Genomic DNA, 20,963 nt, shown 5'->3' on the forward strand with positions numbered 1-20,963 from the left:
TGGGCGGGGAAACGATGGAAGGCAGCGTGGCGTTACGGGGGGCGGACCTGGAGTTCGACTACATCGTGGTCGGGGCCGGCTCGGCTGGCTGCGTGCTCGCCAACCGCCTCAGCAAGGACGGCAAGCATACCGTGCTGCTGCTCGAGGCGGGCCCGAAGGACACCAATATCTGGATCCACGTCCCGCTCGGCTACGGCAAGCTGTTCAAGGACAAGACTGTCAACTGGATGTACCAGACCGAGCCGGAGCCCGGGCTCGGCGGCCGTTCCGTGTTTCAGCCGCGCGGCAAGGTGCTCGGCGGCTCCAGCTCGATCAATGGTCTGCTCTATGTCCGCGGCCAGCACGAGGACTATGACCGCTGGCGGCAACGCGGCAATGTCGGCTGGGGCTATGACGACGTTCTGCCTTATTTCAAGCGGGCGGAAAATCAGTCGCGCGGCGCCGATGATTACCATGGGGTCGGTGGCCCGCTCCCGGTGTCCGACTGGAGGCACGAGGATCCGCTCTCGGAGGCGTTCGTCAAGGCAGCTGGCGAGACCGGTCTACCGTTCAATGCCGATTTCAACGGTGCAAGCCAGGAAGGCGCCGGCTTCTTCCAGACGACGACACGGCATGGGCGGCGCGCCAGCAGCGCGGTATCCTATCTGCGGCCGGCGCTCGGTCGCAGCAATCTTCACGTGGAGACCGACGCGCTGGCCCAGCGTATCCTGTTCGACGGCCGCCGCGCGTCCGGCGTCACGTTCAGCCAGCGCGGCCGGCTGCGGACGGCCCGTGCCCGCAGAGAAATTCTCGTATCGAGCGGCGCCTATAATTCGCCCCAACTGCTGCAGCTGTCCGGCGTCGGTCCGGCCGATCTCTTGAAGCAGCATGGCATCGACGTCGTGCTCGATGCGCCAGGCGTCGGCAGCGACCTGCAGGATCATCTGCAGGTGCGCATCGTGATGCGGTGCAGCCAGCGCATCACGCTCAATGATATTGTCAACAATCCGGTGCGCAAGCTGCTCGCCGGCGCCCGCTATGCCGCCTTCCGCAAGGGACCGCTGACGATCGCGGCCGGCACCGCGGGCGCCTTCTTCAAGACCGATCCGAGGCTGGCGAGCCCGGACATCCAGATCCATTTCATCCCGTTCTCGACGGACAAGATGGGCGAAAAGCTGCACGCCTTTTCCGGCTTCACGGCTTCGGTCTGCCAGTTGCGGCCGGAAAGCCGCGGCTCGCTGCGGATCAGGAGCGCCGACCCGGCGGCAGCCCCGGAAATCCGCATCAATTATCTCGCCAGCGAGACCGACCGGCGCGCCAATATCGACGGCATCCGGATCCTGCGAAAAATCCTGGCGGCGCCGGCCCTGAAGCCGTATGTCTCGGATGAAGCCTATCCGGGGTCCAAGATCGTGAGCGACGACGATATCCTGGCCTATTGTCGGCAGACCGGCAGCACGATCTATCATCCAACCTCGACCTGCCGGATGGGGACGGATGACTTGGCGGTGGTCGATCAGCGTCTGCGGGTGCGTGGCATCGATGGTCTGCGCGTCGTCGACGCCTCGATCATGCCGGATCTGGTTTCGGGCAACACCAATGCGCCGGTCATCATGATCGCGGAAAAAGCCTCCGACATGATCTTGCAGGACGCGCGCTGACGCAGGAATGAATTCGTGACACGTTTCCGGATCGGCACCCGCAAGAGCACGATGGCGTTGGCGCAGACGGAGGAAATCGCACGCCGTCTGCAGGCGGCAATTCCCTCGCTCGACATCGAGATCGTCAAATTCGAGACGACAGGAGATTCCGACCAGACCAGCAAGCTCTTGACCCATGGCGGCAAGGGCGGGGCATTCGTGGCCGAAATTCGCCGTGCGATGCTGGACGGCAGACTGCATGCGGCGATGCATTCGTTGAAGGACATGCCGGGCAATGAAGAGACCCCGGGCCTGGTCATCGCGGCGCTGCTCTCGCGTGATCCGCCAGGCGACGTGCTGGTCTTGCGGCGCGGGCTGTCGTTGGACGAATTCCGCAAGGATGGCGGCCGTGGCTTCAAGATCGGCACAAATGCGGTTCGCCGCGCCGCCTATGCGCGGCGGCTGTTCCCGCAGGCCGAGCTCATCCATTTCCGCGGCGCGGCCGATACCCGTATCCGCAAGCTCGACAATGGCGAGCTGCAGCGGCTTCCCGATGGCGGGGCGGTCGGACCGGCGGATGCTCTGATCATGGCGCGGTCCGGCCTGGAGCGTGTCGGTCTCTCCGACCGCGCCTCGTTCGACTTCGCGGCCGCCGATATGCTGCCAGCGGTTGGGCAGGGCATCGTCGCGGTCGAGTGCCCGTCCCTGGATTGGGAGACGCGGCGCATCCTCGCGACGATCGACGATGGCGCAGCGCGAAGCTGCGCCGACGCGGAGCGCGAGGTGCTGTGGGTGCTCAATGGGCACTGCAATTCGCCGATCGCGGGCTTCGCGACCATCGACGGGGACCAGATGACCTTGACCGCCTCAGTGCTCGACGAGGATGGCGGCCGCTTCATCGAAGCCCAGCGCGCCGGTCCCGCTGATCGCCCCCGCGAGCTTGGCCGCACGGTCGGGCTCGAACTGCTTGCCAACGGCGCGGCCGAGCTGATCGAGCGCAGCCGGCCGCGTTAGTGCGTCACCCCTTGTAAGCGCGGACGCGCTTGAGCATTTGCTCGACATGGGCGATCGGTGTCTCCGGCAGGATGCCGTGGCCGAGATTGAAGATGTGGCGGCCGCCCGCATAGCTCGCCAGCACATCGTCGACCGCCTGGTCGAGCGCCGCGCCGCCGGTCATCAGCGCCAGCGGATCGAGATTGCCCTGAACGGCGACCTTGCTCTGCACCCGTTCGCGCACCAGGCTAGGCTCGGCGGTCCAGTCGATGCTGACGGCGTCGACGGCGGTCTCGGCGACATAGCCCGGCAGCAGCGCACCGGCGCCGCGCGGAAAGCCGATGATCTTGGCGTCGGGCCGCGCGTTGCGGACACCTTCGACGATGCGGCGCGTCGGTGCCGCCGACCAGCGTGCGAACTCGCGCGGTGACAACACACCGGCCCAGGTGTCGAAGATCTGCAGCGCGTCGGCGCCGGCTTCCAGCTGCTTGAGCAAATAGGCGATCGAGCTCTCGACCAGCGCGTCGATGATCCTGCTGAAGGCCTCGGGCTGGGCATAAGCGAGCAGCCGCGCCGGTGCCTGGTCGGGCGTGCCTTGACCTGCAACCATGTAGGTGGCCACTGTCCAGGGCGCGCCACAGAAGCCGATCAGCGCGGTGCTCTTGGGGAGCTCTGCACGGACGCGGCGCAGCGCCTCGAACACGGCGTCGAGCTTCGTCAGGTCCGCATGTCCTGCGAGCGTGGCGATCTTCTCGGGCGTATCGAGCGGATCAAGCCGCGGCCCTTCTCCGACCTCGAAGCGCACGCTGCGGCCGAGCGCGTGCGGGATCACCAGAATATCGGAGAAGATGATTGCGGCGTCGAAGCCGAACCGCCGGATCGGCTGCAACGTGACCTCGGCCGCCATCTCGGGGTTGAAGCAGAGATCGAGGAAGCCGCCGGCCTTCGCGCGCACTTCGCGATATTCGGGCAAATAGCGGCCCGCCTGTCGCATCATCCAGACCGGAGGCGCGCTTTGCCGCTGACCGGCCAGCACATCGATGAAAGGCTTGTTCACGGCAGTCTCACTCACGCTGGGGCTCCGCAACCTCGGGAACGGTATACCTTCCGTGATACATGGCCACGCGGTTCCGGCCAAGCTCCTATCGGTCGCAACTCGGCGGTTGGCGAGGATTCTGGTTGCCGCACGGCAGGACCTCCCCGATCTCGGCTACGGAGGGCGGTCCCGGCTGTCGGGGAACACCGCCGATCTCGCTGCGTTGTCCCCGGACAGGGAGACAGATCATGGCCGAGAAATTCAATCCCGCACCGCCGGACAAGCATGCGGTTGATCCGCGCGAAGCCGCCCGTCTCGATCGTGAGACCAAGACGCCGCTCGACAAGGGGCTGATGGACACGTTTCCGGCGTCCGACCCGGTGAGCCTGCAACAGCCTTCGACCACGCGCGTGAAGGGGAACGACACAGACTTGCGCGGTCATGAGCGAGATGCGCCGTCGCTGTGGGAAAAGGTGCGTTCGGTCTTCGCTCGCTGAACTAACAGAAGCGGTCATCCCCGGTGTGTTCGTTGTATGATCCCGTAGTTGTACGGTAGATGCCGTAGTCTTACGGGGCGCTGCAGACGTCGGCGGACCAGCCTCATTTCAGAGTTAAATAAGATGTTCCATGGGACTCTCTCCTGGTCCGGAGAGTCCCGCGGAATGGACGTTGTTGCGACCAGAGTTGATCCCAGCCGCTTGCCGATGTGGGCTGCTGGCATCCTTGCGTTTGTGTGCGGGGCGATCCTCGCATTCAGCGGCTGGAGCGAATGGGAGTGGCGCAACAACGAACTGCGTAACGCGGAAGTCGAGCTCGGCAATCTGACCCGGTCGCTGACGCAGCATGTGGAGGACACGTTCGAGCTGGCGGATTCGCTGATCAGGGGCGTGGTCACCGCTCTGGAGAGAGATGACGGCAAGCCTGGCGGTATCGAACGGCTTCAGGCGTTCCTGACGGCGAGAAAAGCCAATCTCGGACGGGTCAGGGGAATCTTCGCCTACGACCAGAGCGGAGCGTGGCTTGCGACAACCGAGGACGTCAATCTCTCCAACTACAACAATGCCGATCGCGACTATTTTGCCCGTCACAGGATCTCGGCGGACCGCTCGCTTCTGATCGGCCGCCCTGTCCGGAGCAAGTCAGGAGGGCAATGGGTCATTACTTTGTCGCGGCGCTGGAATCATGCTGACGGTCGTTTCGGCGGTGTCGTAGCGGCGACGATCGATGTCGCTTACTTCGCTCAGTTCTATCGCCAGTTCGATGTCGGGCACCGCGGCACCATCAGTCTGATGGCACGTGATGGCACCCTTCTCGCGGATAATTCGATCCCCAATCCGCAGGAGCTTGGACGTCCCATGCTGGAAACCATTCCCTATCACCCGCTCTCGGGTGTCTTGCGCTTTCGCCTGGCGGACGACGATCTCGATCGCATCGGGACCTATCAGCATGCCCAACGTTACCCGTTCCTGGTGCTTGCAACACGGACGCAGGCCGACGTGCTTGCGGTGTGGAGACGCGATGCGCTGATCCGGGTCGGGGTGCTGGTCTGTCTTGTTGCCCTTGTCGTCGCGATCGGCGCTTTCCTCGTCAAGCAGTTGCTGCAGCGGCAGCGTCTGGCCTCAGCCTTGGCCGCCAAGGAGGAGAACTTCCGGCTGCTTGCCGAGGGCTCCAGCGACATCGTGACTCGGATCGAGTTGGACGAATGCATCGGCTATGTGTCGCCCTCCACGATGCGCGTTCTTGGCTGGCATCCCTCGCAACTGCTCGGAAAGCGCGCGATCTCCGGCGTGAATCCGCTGGATCGTCCGCAGCTGCAGGAAATGCTCGATCAGATCAAGAAGGGCATCGTCGACGAGGCGCGCGCGACCTATCGCATGCGGCGCCGGGACAAGTCCGAGATCTGGGTCGAAGCCACGATCCGCGCCACCCGCCGGCCGGATGGGACGCTCGACGGCTTCGTTGCGGTTACCCGCGACGTGACGCAGCAGAAGGCCTTGCAGGGCCGGCTCGAGACGCTTGCGATCGAGGATGGCCTGACCGGCCTCGCCAATCGCCGCCGCTTCGACGAGCGGCTGCTGGAGGAGTGGGGCAGGGCGTATCGCGACAAGACCTCGCTCGCATTGCTGATGATCGACATCGACCATTTCAAGGCCTTCAACGACAGCTACGGCCATCCGGCGGGCGACGAGTGCCTGCACACCGTTGCCGGAATCCTTGCCGACGAGGCGCAGCGCAGCTCGGATCTCGCGGCCCGCTATGGCGGTGAGGAGTTCGCGATTCTGCTGCCGAACACCGATGCTGCGGGATGCGCCAGGCTCGGTGAGCGCATCAGGCGGGCCCTGCACGAGGCCCGCATCACGCACGACCACAATGGGCCGGGTATCGTGACGGCGAGCATCGGCGGCGCGGTGTGCCGTCCCGGCTTCGAACGCTCGGCCGGTCCTGCGTCGCTGATCGAGGCGGCGGACCGCGCCCTCTACGCCGCCAAGGATGGTGGCCGCGACCGCGTGGTCATGGCCGGGGAGATCATCGAGCTGCCGTCCGGCAAGACGCCGGCGACGGTTCCGGCGTGATGTCGCTTCGCCGTCAGTAATGCGGCGGCCGTTCGTTGCGCGGCCCCTCGGCGTTGTCTTGCGCATCTTCGAGCCGCTCGACGAGCAGGGCGATCTGCCGCTTCAGCGCGTCGATCTCGCGCCACTGCGCCGTGATGGTCTGGTTGAGCGTCTCGATCGTGTCGTCCTGGAACGTCAGCCGCATCTCCAGACGGTCGATCCGCTCGCCGAACTCCTGGTCCGGCTGCTCGAAGCTGCTCATCGCGGATCCTCCGGGACGTTCTGCTGCATCGCATGGCCCTGCTCCCGCAGGCCGTGACCGAGCATGACCCGATCGTCGAAGACGAAACAGCCGCCACGCCAAAGGCTCTCGGCTTCCGGGATCTCCTCGAGATAGCTGAGGATGCCGCCCTTCAGGTGGTAGACCTCGGAGAAGCCCCGTGCGAGCAGCAGTGCGCTGGCCTTTTCGCAGCGGATGCCGCCGGTGCAGAACATCGCGATCCGCTTATGCTTGGCTGGATCGAGCGCGCGCGCCACGAAATCCTTGAACTGGCCGAAGCTCTGCAGCCCGGGATCGATCGCCCCGTCGAAGGTGCCGAGCGCGACCTCGAATGCATTCCTGGTGTCGAGGACGACGGTATCCGGCGCCGTGATCAGCGCGTTCCAATCGGTGGGACTGACATAGGTCCCGACCTGCCGGGTCGGATCAGCGGCGGGATCGCCCAGCGTGACGATCTCGCGCTTCAATCTCACTTTCAGGCGCTGAAAGGGCATCGCCGCAGCCGACGAGAATTTCAGCTCCAGATTGTCCAGCCGGCCGGCAAACAGCGGCCCGTGGCGGAATTCGTCCACCAGCGCGGCGATCGCCTGGTCGGTCCCGGCCACCGTGCCGTTGATGCCCTCTGCGGCGAGCAGGATGCTGCCCTGGATGGCGCGTTCCGCGCAGAAGGCATGAAGCGGCGCGCGCAAGTCACGGAAATCCGGCAGCGCGACGAATTGATAGAAGGCAGCGACGCTCAAGGGCATGCGGCCGTTTAGCAGCAGACCTGATCATAGAAAAGCTGGTATCCCCGGCCATTGCCGAGGCCGGAAGGAATATGCCATGTAGCCGACCAGCCCCCTGGCATTCCAGCCACCACCCGATCACGCAGCGAGCCACGATGAGAAGCTTCCATTTCCCTGGCAGGTCCACGGTTCACGCCCAGAACGGCATGATCGCAACCTCGCATCCGCAGGCCGCGCTGGCCGGCATCGAGGTGCTGCGCGCCGGCGGCACGGCGGCGGACGCGGCGGTCGCGGCCTGCGCGCTGCTCGGGGTGATTGAACCGCAGTCGACCGGAATCGGCGGCGACTGTTTCGCTTTGGTACAGCCCAAGGGGGAGGGCCGGATCACGGCCTATAACGGCTCCGGCCGTGCACCGATGGCCGCAACGGTGGACTGGTACCTGGAGCGCAAGATCCATTCGGTGCCGCTGACCTCGGCCCATGCCGTGTCCGTTCCCGGTGCGATCGATGCCTGGGACCGCATCCTGCGCGACCACGGCCGGCTCGGGCTTGATCGTCTGCTGCAGCCTGCGATCCGCGCCGCGGAGGACGGCTATGTGGTGGCGCCGCGCGTCGCCTTCGACTGGAACAATCAGTTCGAGAAGCTCAGGAACGGCACCAACACCGCCCGCTATTTTCTGCCGCATGGCAAGGTCGCCGCGGTCGGCGATGTCATCCGCCAGCCGGAACTGGCGCAGACGCTGCGCATCATCGCCAAAGAGGGGCCAAAGGGCTTCTACACCGGCGCGGTGGCCGAGGACATGGTGCAGACCTTGCGCGGCATCGGCGGCCTGCACACGCTGGAGGACTTCGCCAACCACCAGACCGAGGTGACCGCGCCGATCGGCACCAGCTACAAGGATTACGACGTCTGGCAGTGCCCGCCCAACGGCCCGGGCATCACCATGCTGGTGATGCTCAACATCCTGTCGCGTTTCGACCTGACCCGGATCGCGCCGCTCAGCGTCGAGCGCTTCCATCTCGAAGCCGAGGCTGCACGCATCGCCTACATGATGCGCGAGCAGCACATCGGCGACCCCGCGCATATGACGACCGAGGTCGCGAGCATCCTCGCCAAGGAATTCGCGGACGAGTACATTTCGCAGATCAGCCTCGACAAGCTGCTCGATCTGCCGAACGTCGCGCCGCCGATGAATCCGGAGACGGTCTACATCACCGTCGTCGACCGCGACCGCAATGTCTGCTCGTTCATCAATTCGATCGCGCATTCGTTCGGCTCGGCGATCGTGTCCAACGAGACCGGCGTTCTGCTGCAGAACCGCGCCGGCGGCTTCCGCATCCAGCCGGACCATCCGAACTGCATCGGGCCGGGCAAGCGTCCGCTGCACACGATCATCCCGGCGCTCGCCACCAAGGCCGGCCGCGCCCAGATGTCGTTCGGCGTCATGGGCGGCCAGTATCAGCCGGTCGGCCAGACCCACGTGCTGACCAACATCCTGGACTATGGCTGCGACGTGCAGGAAGCGATCGATATGGCCAGGGGTCTGCACTACGAGGGCGTCTATCAGCTCGAGGATGGCGTGCCGGCCGACGTGGTCGAAGGGCTGCAGAAGATCGGCCACAAGACCTCCAAAGTGGTCTCGCCGCTCGGTGGTGGCCAGGCGATCTGGATCGACTGGGACAAGGGCACGCTCACCGGCGGCTCCGACCCGCGCAAGGATGGCTGCGCGCTGGGGTATTGAGGCGAGGCTCTTCGTCGTCGCGAGCGCAGTGAAAGCGATCCAGAGCGACGGCCGTGGCTCTGGATTTCTTCGTCGGTGCGCTCCTCGCATCGACGATGACAGATGCGTAGGGGGCGCGTTCACGGCTCAAACAGCGATCGACATGGCTTCACGTCTCGCGGCAAGGGATGCCCGAGGTCTGCATCAGGTCGTCCCTCGCGAGATTGCAGAGGGCGCAGGGAATGCCGGGTGAAGACCTCACCCATGGCCCGCCTGCGAACAAGAATGCAGGCGGCAGGTACCACAGGCAAAGCCGATCATCCGGCATTCCCTGCGCGGCGGTCTTCACGCTTATACGCAGTCTCCCTGGTGCGCCGGGCTTGTTGGTCACCATAGCGGCAATGCGCTCACGCGCACCGCGCGTGATACCAGCATCGGGGTATCAGGACGCTGCGACTTCACGTCCGCAAGCAATCGTTCGTCCGCGCATCGGAAGACACGCTGCGATCGCTCGCGGCCGCCGCTCCCCGCCTCGCGTGTCGTGACGATCGCGATGCGCCCCTCCGCAGTGAGGCGGGATGCGGATAGACAAACACGATTTCCGAAAAAGCGCAATAGAATTATTTAATTCAGAAATCGGTCGCGGGGGCGGCATCCCGCATCGGGAGATGCGGAGGCGCTGGGCAGGCTGGTCACCGGCCTCGCCATGCGCTAAACCGCGGCTCCCCGTGAACGAGCAGAGGCAGTCTGAAGCATGCGGCGTCCGATCGATCGAAGAGTAGCGCTGATGGCAGCGGCCGGCCTGGTGCTGGGCTCGCATGCAGCTTCGGCACAGACGCGTCCCGCAACACCGACAGGAAAGACCATGACGACTCCCTCCGGACTGCAGATCATCGACACCAAGGAAGGCACCGGCGCAACGCCGACCCGCGGCCAGACCTGCGTGATGCACTATACGGGCTGGCTGTATGAGAACGGCCAGAAGGGCAAGAAATTCGACTCGTCGGTGGACCGCAACGAGCCGTTCGAGTTTCCGATCGGCATGAAGCGCGTGATCGCGGGGTGGGACGAGGGCGTCGCCACGATGAAGGTTGGCGGCAAGCGCACGCTGATCATTCCGCCCGAGCTTGGCTATGGCGCCCGCGGCGCCGGCGGTGTGATCCCGCCGAATGCGACGCTGCTGTTCGATGTCGAGCTGCTGGGTGTGAAGTAAGTCCGCGCTCGCCGCGGCTCGGAGCGCCAATTGCGAGGAGCAGCGGCAACAACGACACGATCCGGAGCCGCATCGCTCTGGATCGTGTGGCCTTAGATCCGGTCGCTTTGGATCGCGTGGCCCTGGATCTCGTGGCCCTGGATCGCGTTGCTTCGCTTGCGATGACGGTACTCATGGATGCGCCTTTTTCCACGAGGTGGGAGGGCGCCGTATGACACACCCCAGTCTCTGCCGCTTCGGCACATCAACTCACAACAATGCAAAGCCGGCCCCGCGAGGGGCCGGTTCTGTGATTCATCATCGACCATCATCGGCGCGCCGCGCCGATCTCGTTCAGAGATTCTTGTTGGCCGCGCCGGCGGCGCTGTTCACGGCGTCCTTGGTGGCCTGCTTGGCATCGCCCATCGCCTGCTGACCCTTGCCCTTCACTTCCTGAATGACGCCTTCGCCCTGCAGACGCTCCGAGCCGGTGGCTTCGCCGATGCCCTGCTTGGCCTTGCCGATCGCCTCGTTGGTCGCGCCTTTGATCTTGTCCGTCGTCGAACCCATGATCTGTCTCCGTTGTCTGTTTGAACTGCACCTGACCAACGCGGGCGATCCGAAAAGGTTCGGCCGGGAACCGGAATGGCGCCGGCGCGGGAGTTGGACTAGAATGGTCGGGTTCCACGGCACACGAGCAAACACGAGAGACGAGAAGAAGAGAGACATGTCAGGTTCTCACGATCACGCCCACGGCCATTCCCATCACAGCGACGAGCGCTGGAAGCACGACGGCGTGCGCGTCATTCCCGGCAATCAGCTCGATTCCAACGTGCCGTCGACGCCGGGAATGGACCGCAAGGCCGCGATCAATTTCGCGCGGGTCGGGGCGCAGAAGCTGTGGGCCGGCACCGTCACGATCAGGCCGGATGCCAAGACCGGTGCGCATCATCACGGACATCTCGAAAGCGTGATCTATGTCGTGAAAGGCAAAGCGCGGATGCGCTGGGGCGAGCAGCTGCAGTTCACGGCAGAAGCCGGTCCTGGCGATTTCATCTTCGTGCCGCCTTACGTGCCGCACCAGGAGATCAACGCCAGCCCCGACGAGGTGCTGGAATGCGTGCTGGTGCGTAGCGACGGTGAGGCCGTGGCGATCAATATCGACATCGAGCCTGTCGAAAAGCCTGAGACCGTGCTGTGGATCGACCCGGTGCATCGTGATCCGGCCGAGTCGCAGAAGCCTTGATCGCAAGAGCAAGTGGCGGAGCCATCTTGCGATGGCTCCGCCGGACCGGAAGCGGCTGCACCGCTTCCTTCACACGCGGAGCAGGGGCGACTGCACGCGTGTTTCTGGATCTTCGCAGGTGAATTTGCGGGTGAGCTGAACCGTTCGACCTCTGCCGTGATCAGGCTGCCTCATTGGCCCGTCGCCAGACGGGAAACGGATCGGACAATCTGGCCCAGGCGGCGACATCCATCGCCGGCTTGCCGGCCAGCAGGCAGGCGTCCAGGCGCGCACGCAGCCCAGCCTCGTCCATGTTGCTGCCGATGAAGACAATCTCCTGACGGCGGTCGCCGTAGATGTCGTCCCAGCGCTCGAGCATGCGTGCGCGCCAAGCGGGGTCCTCCGGCCATAATTTCTGCGGCACCGCCGCCCACCAGAAGCCGAGCGCGCTGGTGCGCACGATGGCTCCGGCCTGGCTGATCTCGCCGAGCCATTGCGGCCGCGTGGCCAGCCAGAAGTGCCCCTTGGCGCGGATGACCCCAGGCCACTGCTCGCGCAGGAACTGATCGAACCGAACCGGAACGAACGGACGCCGGGCGCGATAGACGAAGCTGGTCACGCCATAGGTCTCCGTCTCCGGCGTGTGCTCGGCAAAGCCGTAGAGCTCATTATACCAGAGCGGATGCTGCTGAGCGCGCGCGAAGTCGAAACGGCCGGTGGCGAGCACGCGCTCCAGCGGCACGCAGCTATGGCTTGCCTCGATCAAATCGGCATCGGGATTGAGCGAGCGAATGATCTTGCGCGCCGCCTCGCGTTGATCCTCGCTGGCGTCGTCGACCTTGTTCAGCACGACCACGTCGGCGAACTCGATCTGCTCGACCAGGAGATCGACCAGCGCGCGCTGGTCGCCATCCAGTGCCTCGCCGCGCTGCGCGAGGAAATCCGACGAGGAATAATCCTTCAGCAGATTCACCGCGTCCACGACCGTCACCATCGTGTCGAGGCGTGCGACGTCCGACAGGCTCGCGCCGTGCTCGTCGCGGAAGTCGAACGTCGCGGCGACCGGGAGCGGCTCGGAGATCCCGGTCGATTCGATCACGAGGTAATCGAACCGGCCGCTTTCGGCGAGCGCGCGAACCTCCTTCAGCAGATCGTCGCGCAGGGTGCAGCAGATACAGCCATTGGTCATTTCGACCAACTGCTCATCCGTCCGCGAAAGATTGGCACCGCCATCGCGAACGAGGTCCGCATCGATGTTCACCTCGCTCATGTCGTTGACGATCACCGCCACTTTCAGACCCTGGCGGTTGTTCAGGATGTGGTTGAGCAAAGTAGTCTTCCCAGCCCCAAGGAAGCCGGACAAGACTGTGACGGGGAGTTTGGGCATCGAGATCGAACAGCCTCTTCAACGGGAGGGGGCGGTGCCGGCGAGCGGGCATGCGGCCTCATGTGTTATGTTATAACATAACATCATCTGAAAAGACTGGGCGTGTCAAGGGAGGAGCGGTGACGAAGGCGTGAGCCGCACGCCCGGGTTGCCGAAACGGGCGTACAATTGAAATGAAGGCGAGCGCTCTCCGCCCCTTTTGTCGATGCCCCATTGCGCGCACAGACGCGCAAGCCGGTTATGGCGGCTTTGTAAACCGGAGTTCTGCTCGCGTCGGGCGGCAGTCGCCGACGCACAATCCCCGTGATGAAGCGCAGCAGTGCTGGGTGGCGGTGGCTCAGACCATCATGAGGAGCGCAACTACCTCGACAGATACGCCGTGCCGGCGGGACCGCTGGCCACCGACATCGATAGCGCGCCCGGCGCGATGCTCCAATTGGTCTGGTTGAGGATCAGTGTGTTGAACACCATGGTCACGCTGTTGCTGCTCATGGTCGACACCGAATTGATGGTGACGTTGCGGCTCGGCAGGTAGATCAGGCCGGTGTAGGACGAACTGCTGGTCCCGTTGATCGGAAGCTGCGAGGTCGAGAGACCGTTGGGCTCGAACATCAGGATGTTGGCATAGGTGCCTGTGGACGGCGCGGCGAGCGTGGCGTTCACATTGCCGTTGAAGGTGAGGGTTGCGTTCTGATCCACGAGGTAGAAGGTGACGCCGCTGCCGGTCACCGTCCAGCCCGAGTTGAAGGTCATCGCGCCGCCTTTGATGATGTAGAGGCCGGGATTGAGCGTCAGCGTGCCGGAGCCGTTGAAATTAGTCGCGCCGCAATAGACGCCGGGATTGAGGGTGACCGCGCCAGGATCGAAGACCTTGTTGTTGGTGGTGCATGATCCGACCGTGACCGCGGGCAGCTTGCCGACAAAGGGATCCGATATCGCTGCGCAGCCGGTCTCGACCGGCGGATTGACACCGCCATTCTTGGTGATGTTGCTGCCCTTGATGCAGATGCGCTTGGCGTTGAGCGTGGCGTTGAACATCGCGGCCGGGCTCTGTGTCGACAGAACGTGGATCTCGCAAGACGGCGCATTGAGCTGGGCCCCGGAGTTCACCAGCAGCGATTGCGCATTGACGGTGCTGACCAGCAGGATGCAGACCGACGACTGGGCCTGGGCTCCGGCCTTGGCGGTGGCGGATGCGGTCACGCCGAGCGCCGAGGTGCCCATCACGTTGAGGAACGACGTCTTCACCGACGTCGTCGCCGTTCCGGTCAGCGAGCCGTCGGTGTTGGACGCGAAGCTGGCGGTCGCGGCGGTGTCGAACCGGCCGCGATAGGCGCCCGAGAACACGGCGGCCGCGGTCGAGATCTGCTGGTCGTTCGGCCGGACGACGCCGGCCAGGACAGCAGCGTCGATCGACTTCTGCAACTGCGCCTTTACGTCGCTCGATTTCGCGAAATCCACGGCGGCGCCAACCGACACCAGGATCGGAATGCTGGCGATGGCGAAGATCATGCTGATCTGACCGTCGCTGGCCCACCCGAACCGGCGACAGAGATTGCGAAAGGTTGCGAGCCAGATCTTTGCAGCCATTGCGACGCTCCTGCTGATGGCTCTGGCTCAGTGCCAGCGCGTTCCCGCAGAAAGGAGCGCAAGATCTTACCGCGCGCTGAATCGGGTTCCGTAAAGGGAACCCGATTCAAGTGAGGGGCGGCCGAAGGTTATCAGACTGTTTTTTGATTCGATGAGAGCTGGGTGTTGGCACATCTCTCGAGTAGTGCTTGCGCCGATTACTTGTATTTGGTGGTGTTCAGCTCTGCTGCTTATTAGTTGTAAAGCGATAGGCTTCGCCAATCGATGCGAGCTATCGGGCCGCGCGCCAGATCCGGTCGGCCCACAAGACGACACTGCAGATCAGCGCATAGGCGAGGAGTGACAGCGTCACCATCGCTGCAAGCGAGGCCATGCTGCCGCCCATCATCGTGGTGGCAACATAGCCGCCGCCGGCGGCGATCAGGATGCGCAGCGCGGAGGCCACGAACGGCCATAGCACATGGCCGGCGCCCTGGCCGGCAAAGGACAGCACGAAGCCGAAGCCGAGCGCGGCGTAAGCGGGCGCAACAATGCGCAGATAGATCGCGCCCTCGCGCTGCACGTCGGCATCGTGGCTGAACAGCCCGAGCCAGAGCGGCGGATGCACCGCCGCGATCGCGCCGATCGCTCCGACCAGAATTGCGCCGGTCAGGGCGCTGAGTCCGGCAATGCGGCGGGCGCGCCCGCTCTGGCCGGCGCCGACATTGATGCCGACCATGGTCAGGGTCGCCGTACACAGGCCGAACAGGATTGGAATCATGATGTAGTCGAGCCGCGAGGCGATGCCGTAGGCGGCGAGCTCCGAGGTGCCGAAGCGGCCGGCCAGCGCGGTCACCAGGATCACGGTGAGATTGACCAGCACGGCGTTGAGCGCCGTCGGCAGCCCGACCTTGAGAATGTCGGCGAACAGGCGGCCCCGCAGCGGGGCGAGACGGACATGCAGGCTGGAGCGGCCGGAGGCCATGTAGCGCAGCAGGACCAGCATGGCGCCGCAATAATACAGCCCGAAGGCGATGCCGGCGCCGGCGATGCCGAGACCCGGCAGCGGTCCGAGACCGAAGATCAGCAGCGGGGACGCCGGAATCATGACCAGGGCGCCGACCAGAGTGACAAGCGCCGGCACCCGCACATTGCCCGCGCCGCGCAGCGCCGCCGCCTGCAGATTGACGATCCACACCGGGATGGCGCCGGCGAACAGATAGTTGGAGTAGCGCAACGCCGCCTCCAGCGCGCCGGCTTGACCGCCCAGGGCACGATACAGCGCCGGGCCGAGCAGGGTGGTGGCGAGCGTGAACAGGCCGCCGGCGACCACGGCAACCACGATGGCATGGAAGGCGATCGCCTCCGCATCGCCATCCCGCCCGGCCCCGATGGCGCGGGCCACCGCCGAGGAGACGCCGCTGCCGATGCCGCCATTGGACATCATCGTCATCAGCATGAAGATCGGAAAGACGAGCGCCGCACCGGCCAGGGCGTCGGTGCCGAGGAAGCCGACATAATAGGCCTCGGCGATATTGACCGCAGTCTGCGCGACCAGCACCGACATCGTCGGCAGCGCCAGCCGGAACAGCGTTGGAAGGATCGGGCCGGAGAGCAGCGCCGCGCGCGCGGTCGCTGTCCTGTGGTGCGTGGGGTCCGGACGCGGCGGGGAAGGAGGCAGAGCCGCCGGAGCAGGGCGTGGCGCCAAGCGGGTTGCCTGCGTCGAGACGTTCATCCTACCTCCGCGCGACCGGCGATCGCGTCGCATTTGAATGATGAGCGTCATTCAATATGACCGTCGATGCACGGGGGTCAAGGAGACCGGGGCGCGGGTCGATCATGAATATTTGAGGGAGCGCGCCGCCAGGCTGGCGGCGCCACGGCCCGAACGTGGGCCCGACGCAGCCATGACTGGGACCCTCGACCGGCTGTCGTGACGTCGCAAGGCGGCTGCTCCCTGGGAACCCCGGGGAGATGCGAGTGCTCCGAGGGGGGCATCGCGCCGCCGGCCCGAGACAGGAGAACGGAATGCTGTAAGATGCGGCATCTTCGTTCAAGGCGCTGGGGCGGTTACGCGCATGCACACGAAGTCACCTGCTGCGCGCCGGGACGATGACGACGGCGCCGACGAGGCTGTGCCGGAGGGCGTGCCGGCCGTCCGACGTTGCGCGCTGACGGCCTTGCTGATCTTCGCGATCACGCATGTGCTGCTGATGGTCGGGGTGGCCGCGCCGTCGAAATTCGTGTTCGACGAGGTCCATTACGTGCCGGCGGCGCGGCAGATGCTCGGGCTTGCGCCGGCGGCCCCGCAGCTCAATCCGATGCATCCCCCGCTCGCCAAGGAGCTCATCGCGCTGTCGATCAGGACCTTCGGCGACAATGCCTTCGCATGGCGCTATCCCGGGACGGTGCTCGGCGCCCTGGCCGTCGTCGCGATCTATCTGTGCGGTCTCGCCCTGTTCGCGGCGCAGCCGGCGGCGCTCGCCGCCGCGCTGCTCGCCCTCGTTAACCAGATGCTGTTCGTCCAGGCGCGCGCCGCGATGCTCGATATCGGCGCGCTCGCCTTCAGCCTGCTGGGGATTGCGGCGTTCCTGTTCGCCTACGGGCAGCGGCGGCCGCAGCTCCTGTTTGCGCTGGCCGGCGCCCTGTTCGGCGTTGCCGTCGCGTGCAAATGGAGCGGGCTGTTCCCGCTTCTGACCGTGCTCGGGATTGTGGGCGTGATCAAGCTGCTGCAGCATTGGCAGACGGCGTTCGGCGACCCGCAGCCGACCGACTGGTATCGGCCGGAGCAATGGCCGGAGTTGAGGGGATGGCATATCCTCCTCTGCCTCGTCGCGATCCCGGCGCTGTGCTATCTCGCCACCTTCGTTCCGCTGCACGGCATGTCGATCCCAGGGATTTTCGACGCGCAGCGACGAATTTTCGCCGACAGTATCACGACAGCGATCGCAGGTCATACTTACATGAGTGCGTGGCCGACCTGGCCCTTGCTGATGCGTCCGGTCTGGTTCTTGTTCGACAAGGCCGGCGACAGCGACATCGCGGCCGTGGTGCTGCTCGGCAATCCCCTGGTGCTATGGCCGGCGCTCGTGGCGCTCGCCGTCTGTGCCAGGGATGTCGTGGCGGCGCGCAGCGCGCCGGCGTTCCTGATCCTGGCGTTCTATCTCGGCTGCTATCTGCCTTGGGCGCTGCTGCCGCGGGCGTTGAGCTTTCTGTATTATTACTTGCCGTCGGCGACGCTCACGAGCCTTGCGCTGGTCCATGCGCTGACGCGCCTGCCGCGCTGGGCCCTGTGGGCCTATGTCGCCGTCGCGACGATCGGATTCCTGGTGATGCTGCCGATCAGCGCCGCCTTCATCGGCACCACGATGCAGGGCTTCAGCCGACTGATGCTGTTCCCGAGCTGGATCTGACCGCCAACGATACGCTCCGCCTGCCGGGGGACCATCGGCAGGCGGAGCGCCACGCGGCGGAGCGCTCTCACTTCGCCGCGGTTTTGGTGTCCATGTTGACGACCTGGACCCGACGGTTGACCGGATCGGCGGGGTTCGCGGCATCCTTCAGCTTGGTCTTGCCGTAGCCGACGGTCACGAGGTCCTGCCCGGCCAGGCCGAATTTCTCGACCAGATAGCGCTTGAGGGTGTCGGCGCGGCGCTCCGACAGATCCTGATTGAAGCCGTCGCTGCCGATCCCGTCGGTGTGGCCGGCCACCATGAAGGTCGAGCCCTTCAGGTTCGGATCGGACAGCGCCTTGCCGAGTTCCTGCACCGCCTGGATCGAGGTCTTGCTGATCGCGGCCGAATTGTAGTCGAACTGGATCTCGAGATCGATCTTCGGCTTGGTCGCGGCGATCTCGGCCAGCTGCTCGCGCTCGCCGAGCGACAGCGACCGGGTCTTGCGGTTGCGCATGCTGTCGATGAAGGTCGACTGCTTCGCCTGGGCGGTCGCGTCGATTTGCGGGGCGGCCTGCGGCCCGACAGACAGGCCGCGGGTGGCGGGTTTCGGCTTCAACGCGTTCAGGATCTGATCGGCGGACACGGCTTCGCCGGCGAGAGCGGCACCTGCGCCCAGGGCCAGCACGGCAGCCACCGTCGTCGCTCGCATGGCAAAACGTCCAAAAAATACGGTCATCGTCGTCATCCTCGGGTGTGCCCTCTGGGCATTGGATGGGGCGACGATAGAATCGGTTCAAAGTTTCGAATGTGATTGATGTCACCCGCCGGCCGGCCTCACGGCTGTAGCCGGGCTGCCGGGCTTGCAAGTTTGTCGCAAAGCCATCGGGCCGGGGCCGGTCCACGAACAACAAATCGGCAAGATGCGGTTCTACCGGATATCCACCGCCGGAAAAAAATCGCAAACCATGGAAAGCGAGGTCGGCAACAAGCATTGAAACAAGAAACGCAACAGAAAAGCAAAGCACAGCCGTGTTCAACTCATCCCAGAGGCGCGACTATCAATCCCATCGGCCGAGCGGCCAGGACCACGCCGGCTCCACCGGTTCCATGTCGACCCTTATCGGCGCCGGCATCATCGCCGCCGCCATCTTGTTGTCGACCCTGATCTCGGCCGTCGGCAATCGCTATATCGGGCTGGAAAGCCCGTCCGAGGACACAGCCTGGCTGGTCGACCGGCTCACCGGCCGCATGTACAAATGTCGTGCGCCCGATCCGGGGCGGGCCAATTGCCGAGCCGAGATCGCCACCGGCAGCATTCCGGACAAGCCCAAGCCGTAGGGGCCAGGCGGATCGGGCGGACGGAATGGATGTTGCGCGGACGCTGCCGAATCTCGCACGATCTCGTCGTCATGCCCGCGCCTTCCTCCCACCATCAACTGTCCGCCACCGCAGCGCGCCGACTCTGGCTGCGCGCCCAGCGCCTCGATGCCGAGGCGCCGTTTGGCGCCGGCCCCGCGGCCGTGGCGGCCGCGGTCGCCCATCTCGGCTATGTGCAGATCGACACCATCAACGTGATCGAACGCTGCCATCACCATATCCTGTTCAGCCGGATTCCCGCCTATCGCCGCGCCGACCTGCGCCAGGCCCAGAGCGCGGACAAGACCGTGTTCGAATATTGGACGCATGCGTTGTCCTATGTTCCGGTGCAGGATTTCCGCTATTTCGTGCCGGCGATGCGGCGTTATCGCCGCGAGGGGCATGGCTGGTTCAAGACGGTGAAGCCCGAGGATACGCGCAAGGTGATGCGCCTGGTCCGGCAGGGTGGGGCGCTGACCATCCGCGACATCGACGATGACGTGCTGCGGGAGAAGGACCACGCCTGGGCCAGCCGCAAGCCGTCGAAGCGGGCGCTTCAGCTCGGTTTCTACGAAGGCGTGCTGACCGTGTCGGGCCGCGACGGCATGCTCAAGACCTATGACCTGACGACCCGGCATTTCGGCTGGGAGCGGTTGCCGAAGGGCGCGAGCGAGCGCGAGATCGCCACCTATCTGCTCGACCGCGGTTTGCGCGCGCAGGGCGTCGTCAGCCTCGACTCATTGTGCCACCTCAATGCCGCGCGCAAAAGCGACGTGCGGCGCGTGATCGACGGCCGGGTGCGGCGCGGCGAACTGGTGCCGGTCGCGCTGGAGGGCGCCGGCAGGCAGGAACACTGGGCCACGCCGGGCGCCTTGGCGGAGGTGATCGAGATCTCGCCGGAGCGGGTCCACATCCTCTCGCCGTTCGACCCGCTGATCATCCAGCGCAAGCGGACGCAGGCGATCTTCGGCTACGATCACCGCTTCGAGGCCTATGTCCCGAAGGACAGGCGGCTGTTCGGCTATTTCGCGCTGCCGGTGCTGGTCGGCGAGGAGATCGTCGCGGCGCTGGACCTCAAGACCGACCGGCAGAACGGCAGGCTGTTGATGCAGCAATGGAGCTGGGTCGGCGCGGGGAAATCCGCGCGGGGCGCCGGACGCAAGGATCTGAAGCGGCGCATCGAGGATGAGCTGCACCGGTTCCAGAAGTTCCAGCTTGGAGATTGAGGGGGAAAGCAGCGCACATGCCTCTCCCTTGATTTGGGAATGATTGTTTCCTAATATGGGAGCATGACGAAGTCACCGAGCAATTCCGTCGCGCGCCGCGGGCCTGGCCGGCCGCGTGAGTTCGACATGGACACGGCCTTGAGCAGGGCGCTGGTGGTGTTCAGCGAGCGCGGCTACCACGCGGCGTCGCTGGCCGAACTGCGCGCCGCCATGAAGCTTGCGACAGGAAGCCTCTACAAGGCATTCGAGGACAAGCGCGCGATCTTCGTTGCGACCTTGGATTACTACATCGCACGGCGCGACCGGCAATTGCGCGAGCGGCTCGATGCGGAGCAGAGCGGGCGCGACAAGCTGCGCGCCCTGCTGCAGTTCTACGCGGAGTCCGCCAGCGACAGCGAAGGCCGGCGCGGTTGCCTGGTCGTCACCAGCGCCGCCGAACTCGCCAGCCTGGACGCGGAGATCGCGGTCAAGGTCCGCGCCGCGCTGCGCCGGGTCGAGACCGCGTTGTGCGACCTCGTCAGGCTCGGCCAGGCCGATGGATCGATCCGGACTGGACGGGACCCAGACGCCGTCGCCGGCGCGCTGTTCTGCCTGATCCAGGGCTTGCGCGTGGTCGGCAAGACCGGGCGTACGAAGCGCGAGATGCTGGCCGTCGCGAGCCAGGCCGACGCCTTGCTCGGATAATCC

19 protein-coding genes are annotated in these 20,963 nt (G+C 65.2%); 11 read left to right on the forward strand and 8 right to left on the reverse strand.

Annotation, left to right across the window (positions count from 1 at the left end; all coding sequences use genetic code 11):
- Positions 1-14: 14 nt before the first annotated feature.
- Together BBTA_RS10200 and hemC are read left to right on the forward strand one after the other, a co-directional pair.
- Positions 15-1,640, forward strand: coding sequence for a GMC family oxidoreductase (locus tag BBTA_RS10200; RefSeq protein WP_012042402.1), 1,626 nt, complete (start codon positions 15-17; stop codon positions 1,638-1,640).
- 15 nt (positions 1,641-1,655) lie between these two features.
- Positions 1,656-2,633: a hydroxymethylbilane synthase gene (hemC, locus tag BBTA_RS10205; RefSeq protein WP_012042403.1), complete on the forward strand. Its 978-nt coding sequence runs from the start codon at positions 1,656-1,658 to the stop codon at positions 2,631-2,633.
- Positions 2,634-2,637: 4 nt separating this feature from the next.
- Here hemC and hemE read toward each other — a convergent pair whose 3' ends face one another.
- Entirely contained in the window at positions 2,638-3,669 is a 1,032-nt protein-coding gene (gene hemE, locus BBTA_RS10210; RefSeq protein ID WP_012042404.1) for a uroporphyrinogen decarboxylase, read from the reverse strand.
- A gap of 227 nt (positions 3,670-3,896) precedes the next feature.
- On the opposite strand from hemE, the gene BBTA_RS10215 reads away from it, so the two are divergent.
- Together BBTA_RS10215 and BBTA_RS10220 are read left to right on the forward strand one after the other, a co-directional pair.
- A complete protein-coding gene (locus tag BBTA_RS10215; protein ID WP_012042405.1) occupies positions 3,897-4,145 on the forward strand; it encodes a hypothetical protein in 249 nt (82 codons plus the stop codon).
- Positions 4,146-4,310: 165 nt separating this feature from the next.
- A complete protein-coding gene (locus BBTA_RS10220; RefSeq protein ID WP_012042406.1) occupies positions 4,311-6,221 on the forward strand; it encodes a diguanylate cyclase in 1,911 nt (636 codons plus the stop codon).
- A gap of 13 nt (positions 6,222-6,234) precedes the next feature.
- Here the strand turns inward: BBTA_RS10220 and BBTA_RS10225 are convergent, their stop codons facing one another.
- On the reverse strand, positions 6,235-6,462 hold the full coding sequence (locus BBTA_RS10225; RefSeq protein WP_012042407.1) for a SlyX family protein: 228 nt from the start codon (positions 6,460-6,462) through the stop codon (positions 6,235-6,237).
- Positions 6,459-7,226 (reverse strand): rhodanese-related sulfurtransferase, encoded by a 768-nt coding sequence (locus tag BBTA_RS10230; RefSeq protein ID WP_012042408.1) that lies wholly within the window; start codon positions 7,224-7,226, stop codon positions 6,459-6,461. The genes BBTA_RS10225 and BBTA_RS10230 overlap by 4 nt, the downstream gene beginning before the upstream one ends.
- Before the next feature lie 134 nt (positions 7,227-7,360).
- On the opposite strand from BBTA_RS10230, the gene ggt reads away from it, so the two are divergent.
- Together ggt and BBTA_RS10240 are read left to right on the forward strand one after the other, a co-directional pair.
- Complete coding sequence (ggt, locus tag BBTA_RS10235; protein WP_041750524.1) at positions 7,361-8,947, forward strand: gamma-glutamyltransferase; 1,587 nt, start codon at positions 7,361-7,363, stop codon at positions 8,945-8,947.
- A gap of 733 nt (positions 8,948-9,680) precedes the next feature.
- Positions 9,681-10,139 carry an FKBP-type peptidyl-prolyl cis-trans isomerase gene (locus BBTA_RS10240; protein WP_244424400.1) on the forward strand — a complete coding sequence of 153 codons (459 nt, stop codon included), beginning with the start codon at positions 9,681-9,683 and terminating at the stop codon, positions 10,137-10,139.
- 333 nt (positions 10,140-10,472) lie between these two features.
- On the opposite strand, the gene BBTA_RS10245 is transcribed toward BBTA_RS10240, so the two are convergent.
- Positions 10,473-10,688 (reverse strand): CsbD family protein, encoded by a 216-nt coding sequence (locus BBTA_RS10245; RefSeq protein WP_012042410.1) that lies wholly within the window; start codon positions 10,686-10,688, stop codon positions 10,473-10,475.
- Between the two features lie 157 nt (positions 10,689-10,845).
- On the opposite strand from BBTA_RS10245, the gene BBTA_RS10250 reads away from it, so the two are divergent.
- Positions 10,846-11,364, forward strand: a complete 519-nt coding sequence (locus tag BBTA_RS10250; RefSeq protein ID WP_012042411.1) for a cupin domain-containing protein — start codon at positions 10,846-10,848, stop codon at positions 11,362-11,364.
- A 160-nt stretch (positions 11,365-11,524) separates the two neighbouring features.
- Here the strand turns inward: BBTA_RS10250 and zigA are convergent, their stop codons facing one another.
- From zigA to BBTA_RS10265, 3 genes are all read right to left on the reverse strand, one after another.
- Positions 11,525-12,730 (reverse strand): zinc metallochaperone GTPase ZigA, encoded by a 1,206-nt coding sequence (gene zigA / locus BBTA_RS10255; protein ID WP_012042412.1) that lies wholly within the window; start codon positions 12,728-12,730, stop codon positions 11,525-11,527.
- Between the two features lie 360 nt (positions 12,731-13,090).
- Entirely contained in the window at positions 13,091-14,320 is a 1,230-nt protein-coding gene (locus BBTA_RS10260; RefSeq protein WP_012042413.1) for a TadE/TadG family type IV pilus assembly protein, read from the reverse strand.
- A 271-nt stretch (positions 14,321-14,591) separates the two neighbouring features.
- Positions 14,592-16,034, reverse strand: a complete 1,443-nt coding sequence (locus BBTA_RS10265; RefSeq protein ID WP_012042414.1) for an MATE family efflux transporter — start codon at positions 16,032-16,034, stop codon at positions 14,592-14,594.
- A gap of 343 nt (positions 16,035-16,377) precedes the next feature.
- Between BBTA_RS10265 and BBTA_RS10270 the strand changes: the two genes are divergently transcribed.
- On the forward strand, positions 16,378-17,712 hold the full coding sequence (locus tag BBTA_RS10270; protein ID WP_012042415.1) for a phospholipid carrier-dependent glycosyltransferase: 1,335 nt from the start codon (positions 16,378-16,380) through the stop codon (positions 17,710-17,712).
- Positions 17,713-17,779: 67 nt separating this feature from the next.
- Here BBTA_RS10270 and BBTA_RS10275 read toward each other — a convergent pair whose 3' ends face one another.
- Entirely contained in the window at positions 17,780-18,430 is a 651-nt protein-coding gene (locus tag BBTA_RS10275) for an OmpA family protein (protein WP_012042416.1), read from the reverse strand.
- 371 nt (positions 18,431-18,801) lie between these two features.
- Here BBTA_RS10275 and BBTA_RS10280 point away from each other — a divergent pair, with 371 nt between their 5' ends.
- The 3 genes from BBTA_RS10280 to BBTA_RS10290 all read left to right on the forward strand — a co-directional run bounded on the left by BBTA_RS10280 (position 18,802) and on the right by BBTA_RS10290 (position 20,960).
- A complete protein-coding gene (locus BBTA_RS10280; protein ID WP_012042417.1) occupies positions 18,802-19,032 on the forward strand; it encodes a hypothetical protein in 231 nt (76 codons plus the stop codon).
- A 71-nt stretch (positions 19,033-19,103) separates the two neighbouring features.
- On the forward strand, positions 19,104-20,276 hold the full coding sequence (locus BBTA_RS10285) for a winged helix-turn-helix domain-containing protein (protein WP_049795486.1): 1,173 nt from the start codon (positions 19,104-19,106) through the stop codon (positions 20,274-20,276).
- A 126-nt stretch (positions 20,277-20,402) separates the two neighbouring features.
- A complete protein-coding gene (locus BBTA_RS10290) occupies positions 20,403-20,960 on the forward strand; it encodes a TetR/AcrR family transcriptional regulator (RefSeq protein WP_012042419.1) in 558 nt (185 codons plus the stop codon).
- Positions 20,961-20,963 lie beyond the last annotated feature (3 nt).

The sequence above is a fragment of the Bradyrhizobium sp. BTAi1 genome (assembly GCF_000015165.1).
GTDB lineage: Bacteria > Pseudomonadota > Alphaproteobacteria > Rhizobiales > Xanthobacteraceae > Bradyrhizobium > Bradyrhizobium denitrificans.

Excerpts from the sequence above, each read along its gene's own strand:
- BBTA_RS10200 (WP_012042402.1), top strand. The coding sequence starts at position 15 with ATGGAAGGCAGCGTGGCGTTACGGGGGGCGGACCTGGAGTTCGACTAC.
- BBTA_RS10215 (WP_012042405.1), top strand. The coding sequence starts at position 3,897 with ATGGCCGAGAAATTCAATCCCGCACCGCCGGACAAGCATGCGGTTGAT.
- BBTA_RS10220 (WP_012042406.1), top strand. The coding sequence starts at position 4,311 with ATGGACGTTGTTGCGACCAGAGTTGATCCCAGCCGCTTGCCGATGTGG.
- BBTA_RS10225 (WP_012042407.1), bottom strand. The coding sequence starts at position 6,462 with ATGAGCAGCTTCGAGCAGCCGGACCAGGAGTTCGGCGAGCGGATCGAC.
- BBTA_RS10230 (WP_012042408.1), bottom strand. The coding sequence starts at position 7,226 with ATGCCCTTGAGCGTCGCTGCCTTCTATCAATTCGTCGCGCTGCCGGAT.
- ggt (WP_041750524.1), top strand. The coding sequence starts at position 7,361 with ATGAGAAGCTTCCATTTCCCTGGCAGGTCCACGGTTCACGCCCAGAAC.
- BBTA_RS10240 (WP_244424400.1), top strand. The coding sequence starts at position 9,681 with ATGCGGCGTCCGATCGATCGAAGAGTAGCGCTGATGGCAGCGGCCGGC.
- BBTA_RS10245 (WP_012042410.1), bottom strand. The coding sequence starts at position 10,688 with ATGGGTTCGACGACGGACAAGATCAAAGGCGCGACCAACGAGGCGATC.
- BBTA_RS10250 (WP_012042411.1), top strand. The coding sequence starts at position 10,846 with ATGTCAGGTTCTCACGATCACGCCCACGGCCATTCCCATCACAGCGAC.
- zigA (WP_012042412.1), bottom strand. The coding sequence starts at position 12,730 with ATGCCCAAACTCCCCGTCACAGTCTTGTCCGGCTTCCTTGGGGCTGGG.
- BBTA_RS10260 (WP_012042413.1), bottom strand. The coding sequence starts at position 14,320 with ATGGCTGCAAAGATCTGGCTCGCAACCTTTCGCAATCTCTGTCGCCGG.
- BBTA_RS10265 (WP_012042414.1), bottom strand. The coding sequence starts at position 16,034 with ATGAACGTCTCGACGCAGGCAACCCGCTTGGCGCCACGCCCTGCTCCG.
- BBTA_RS10270 (WP_012042415.1), top strand. The coding sequence starts at position 16,378 with ATGCACACGAAGTCACCTGCTGCGCGCCGGGACGATGACGACGGCGCC.
- BBTA_RS10275 (WP_012042416.1), bottom strand. The coding sequence starts at position 18,430 with ATGACCGTATTTTTTGGACGTTTTGCCATGCGAGCGACGACGGTGGCT.
- BBTA_RS10280 (WP_012042417.1), top strand. The coding sequence starts at position 18,802 with ATGTCGACCCTTATCGGCGCCGGCATCATCGCCGCCGCCATCTTGTTG.
- BBTA_RS10285 (WP_049795486.1), top strand. The coding sequence starts at position 19,104 with ATGCCCGCGCCTTCCTCCCACCATCAACTGTCCGCCACCGCAGCGCGC.
- BBTA_RS10290 (WP_012042419.1), top strand. The coding sequence starts at position 20,403 with ATGGACACGGCCTTGAGCAGGGCGCTGGTGGTGTTCAGCGAGCGCGGC.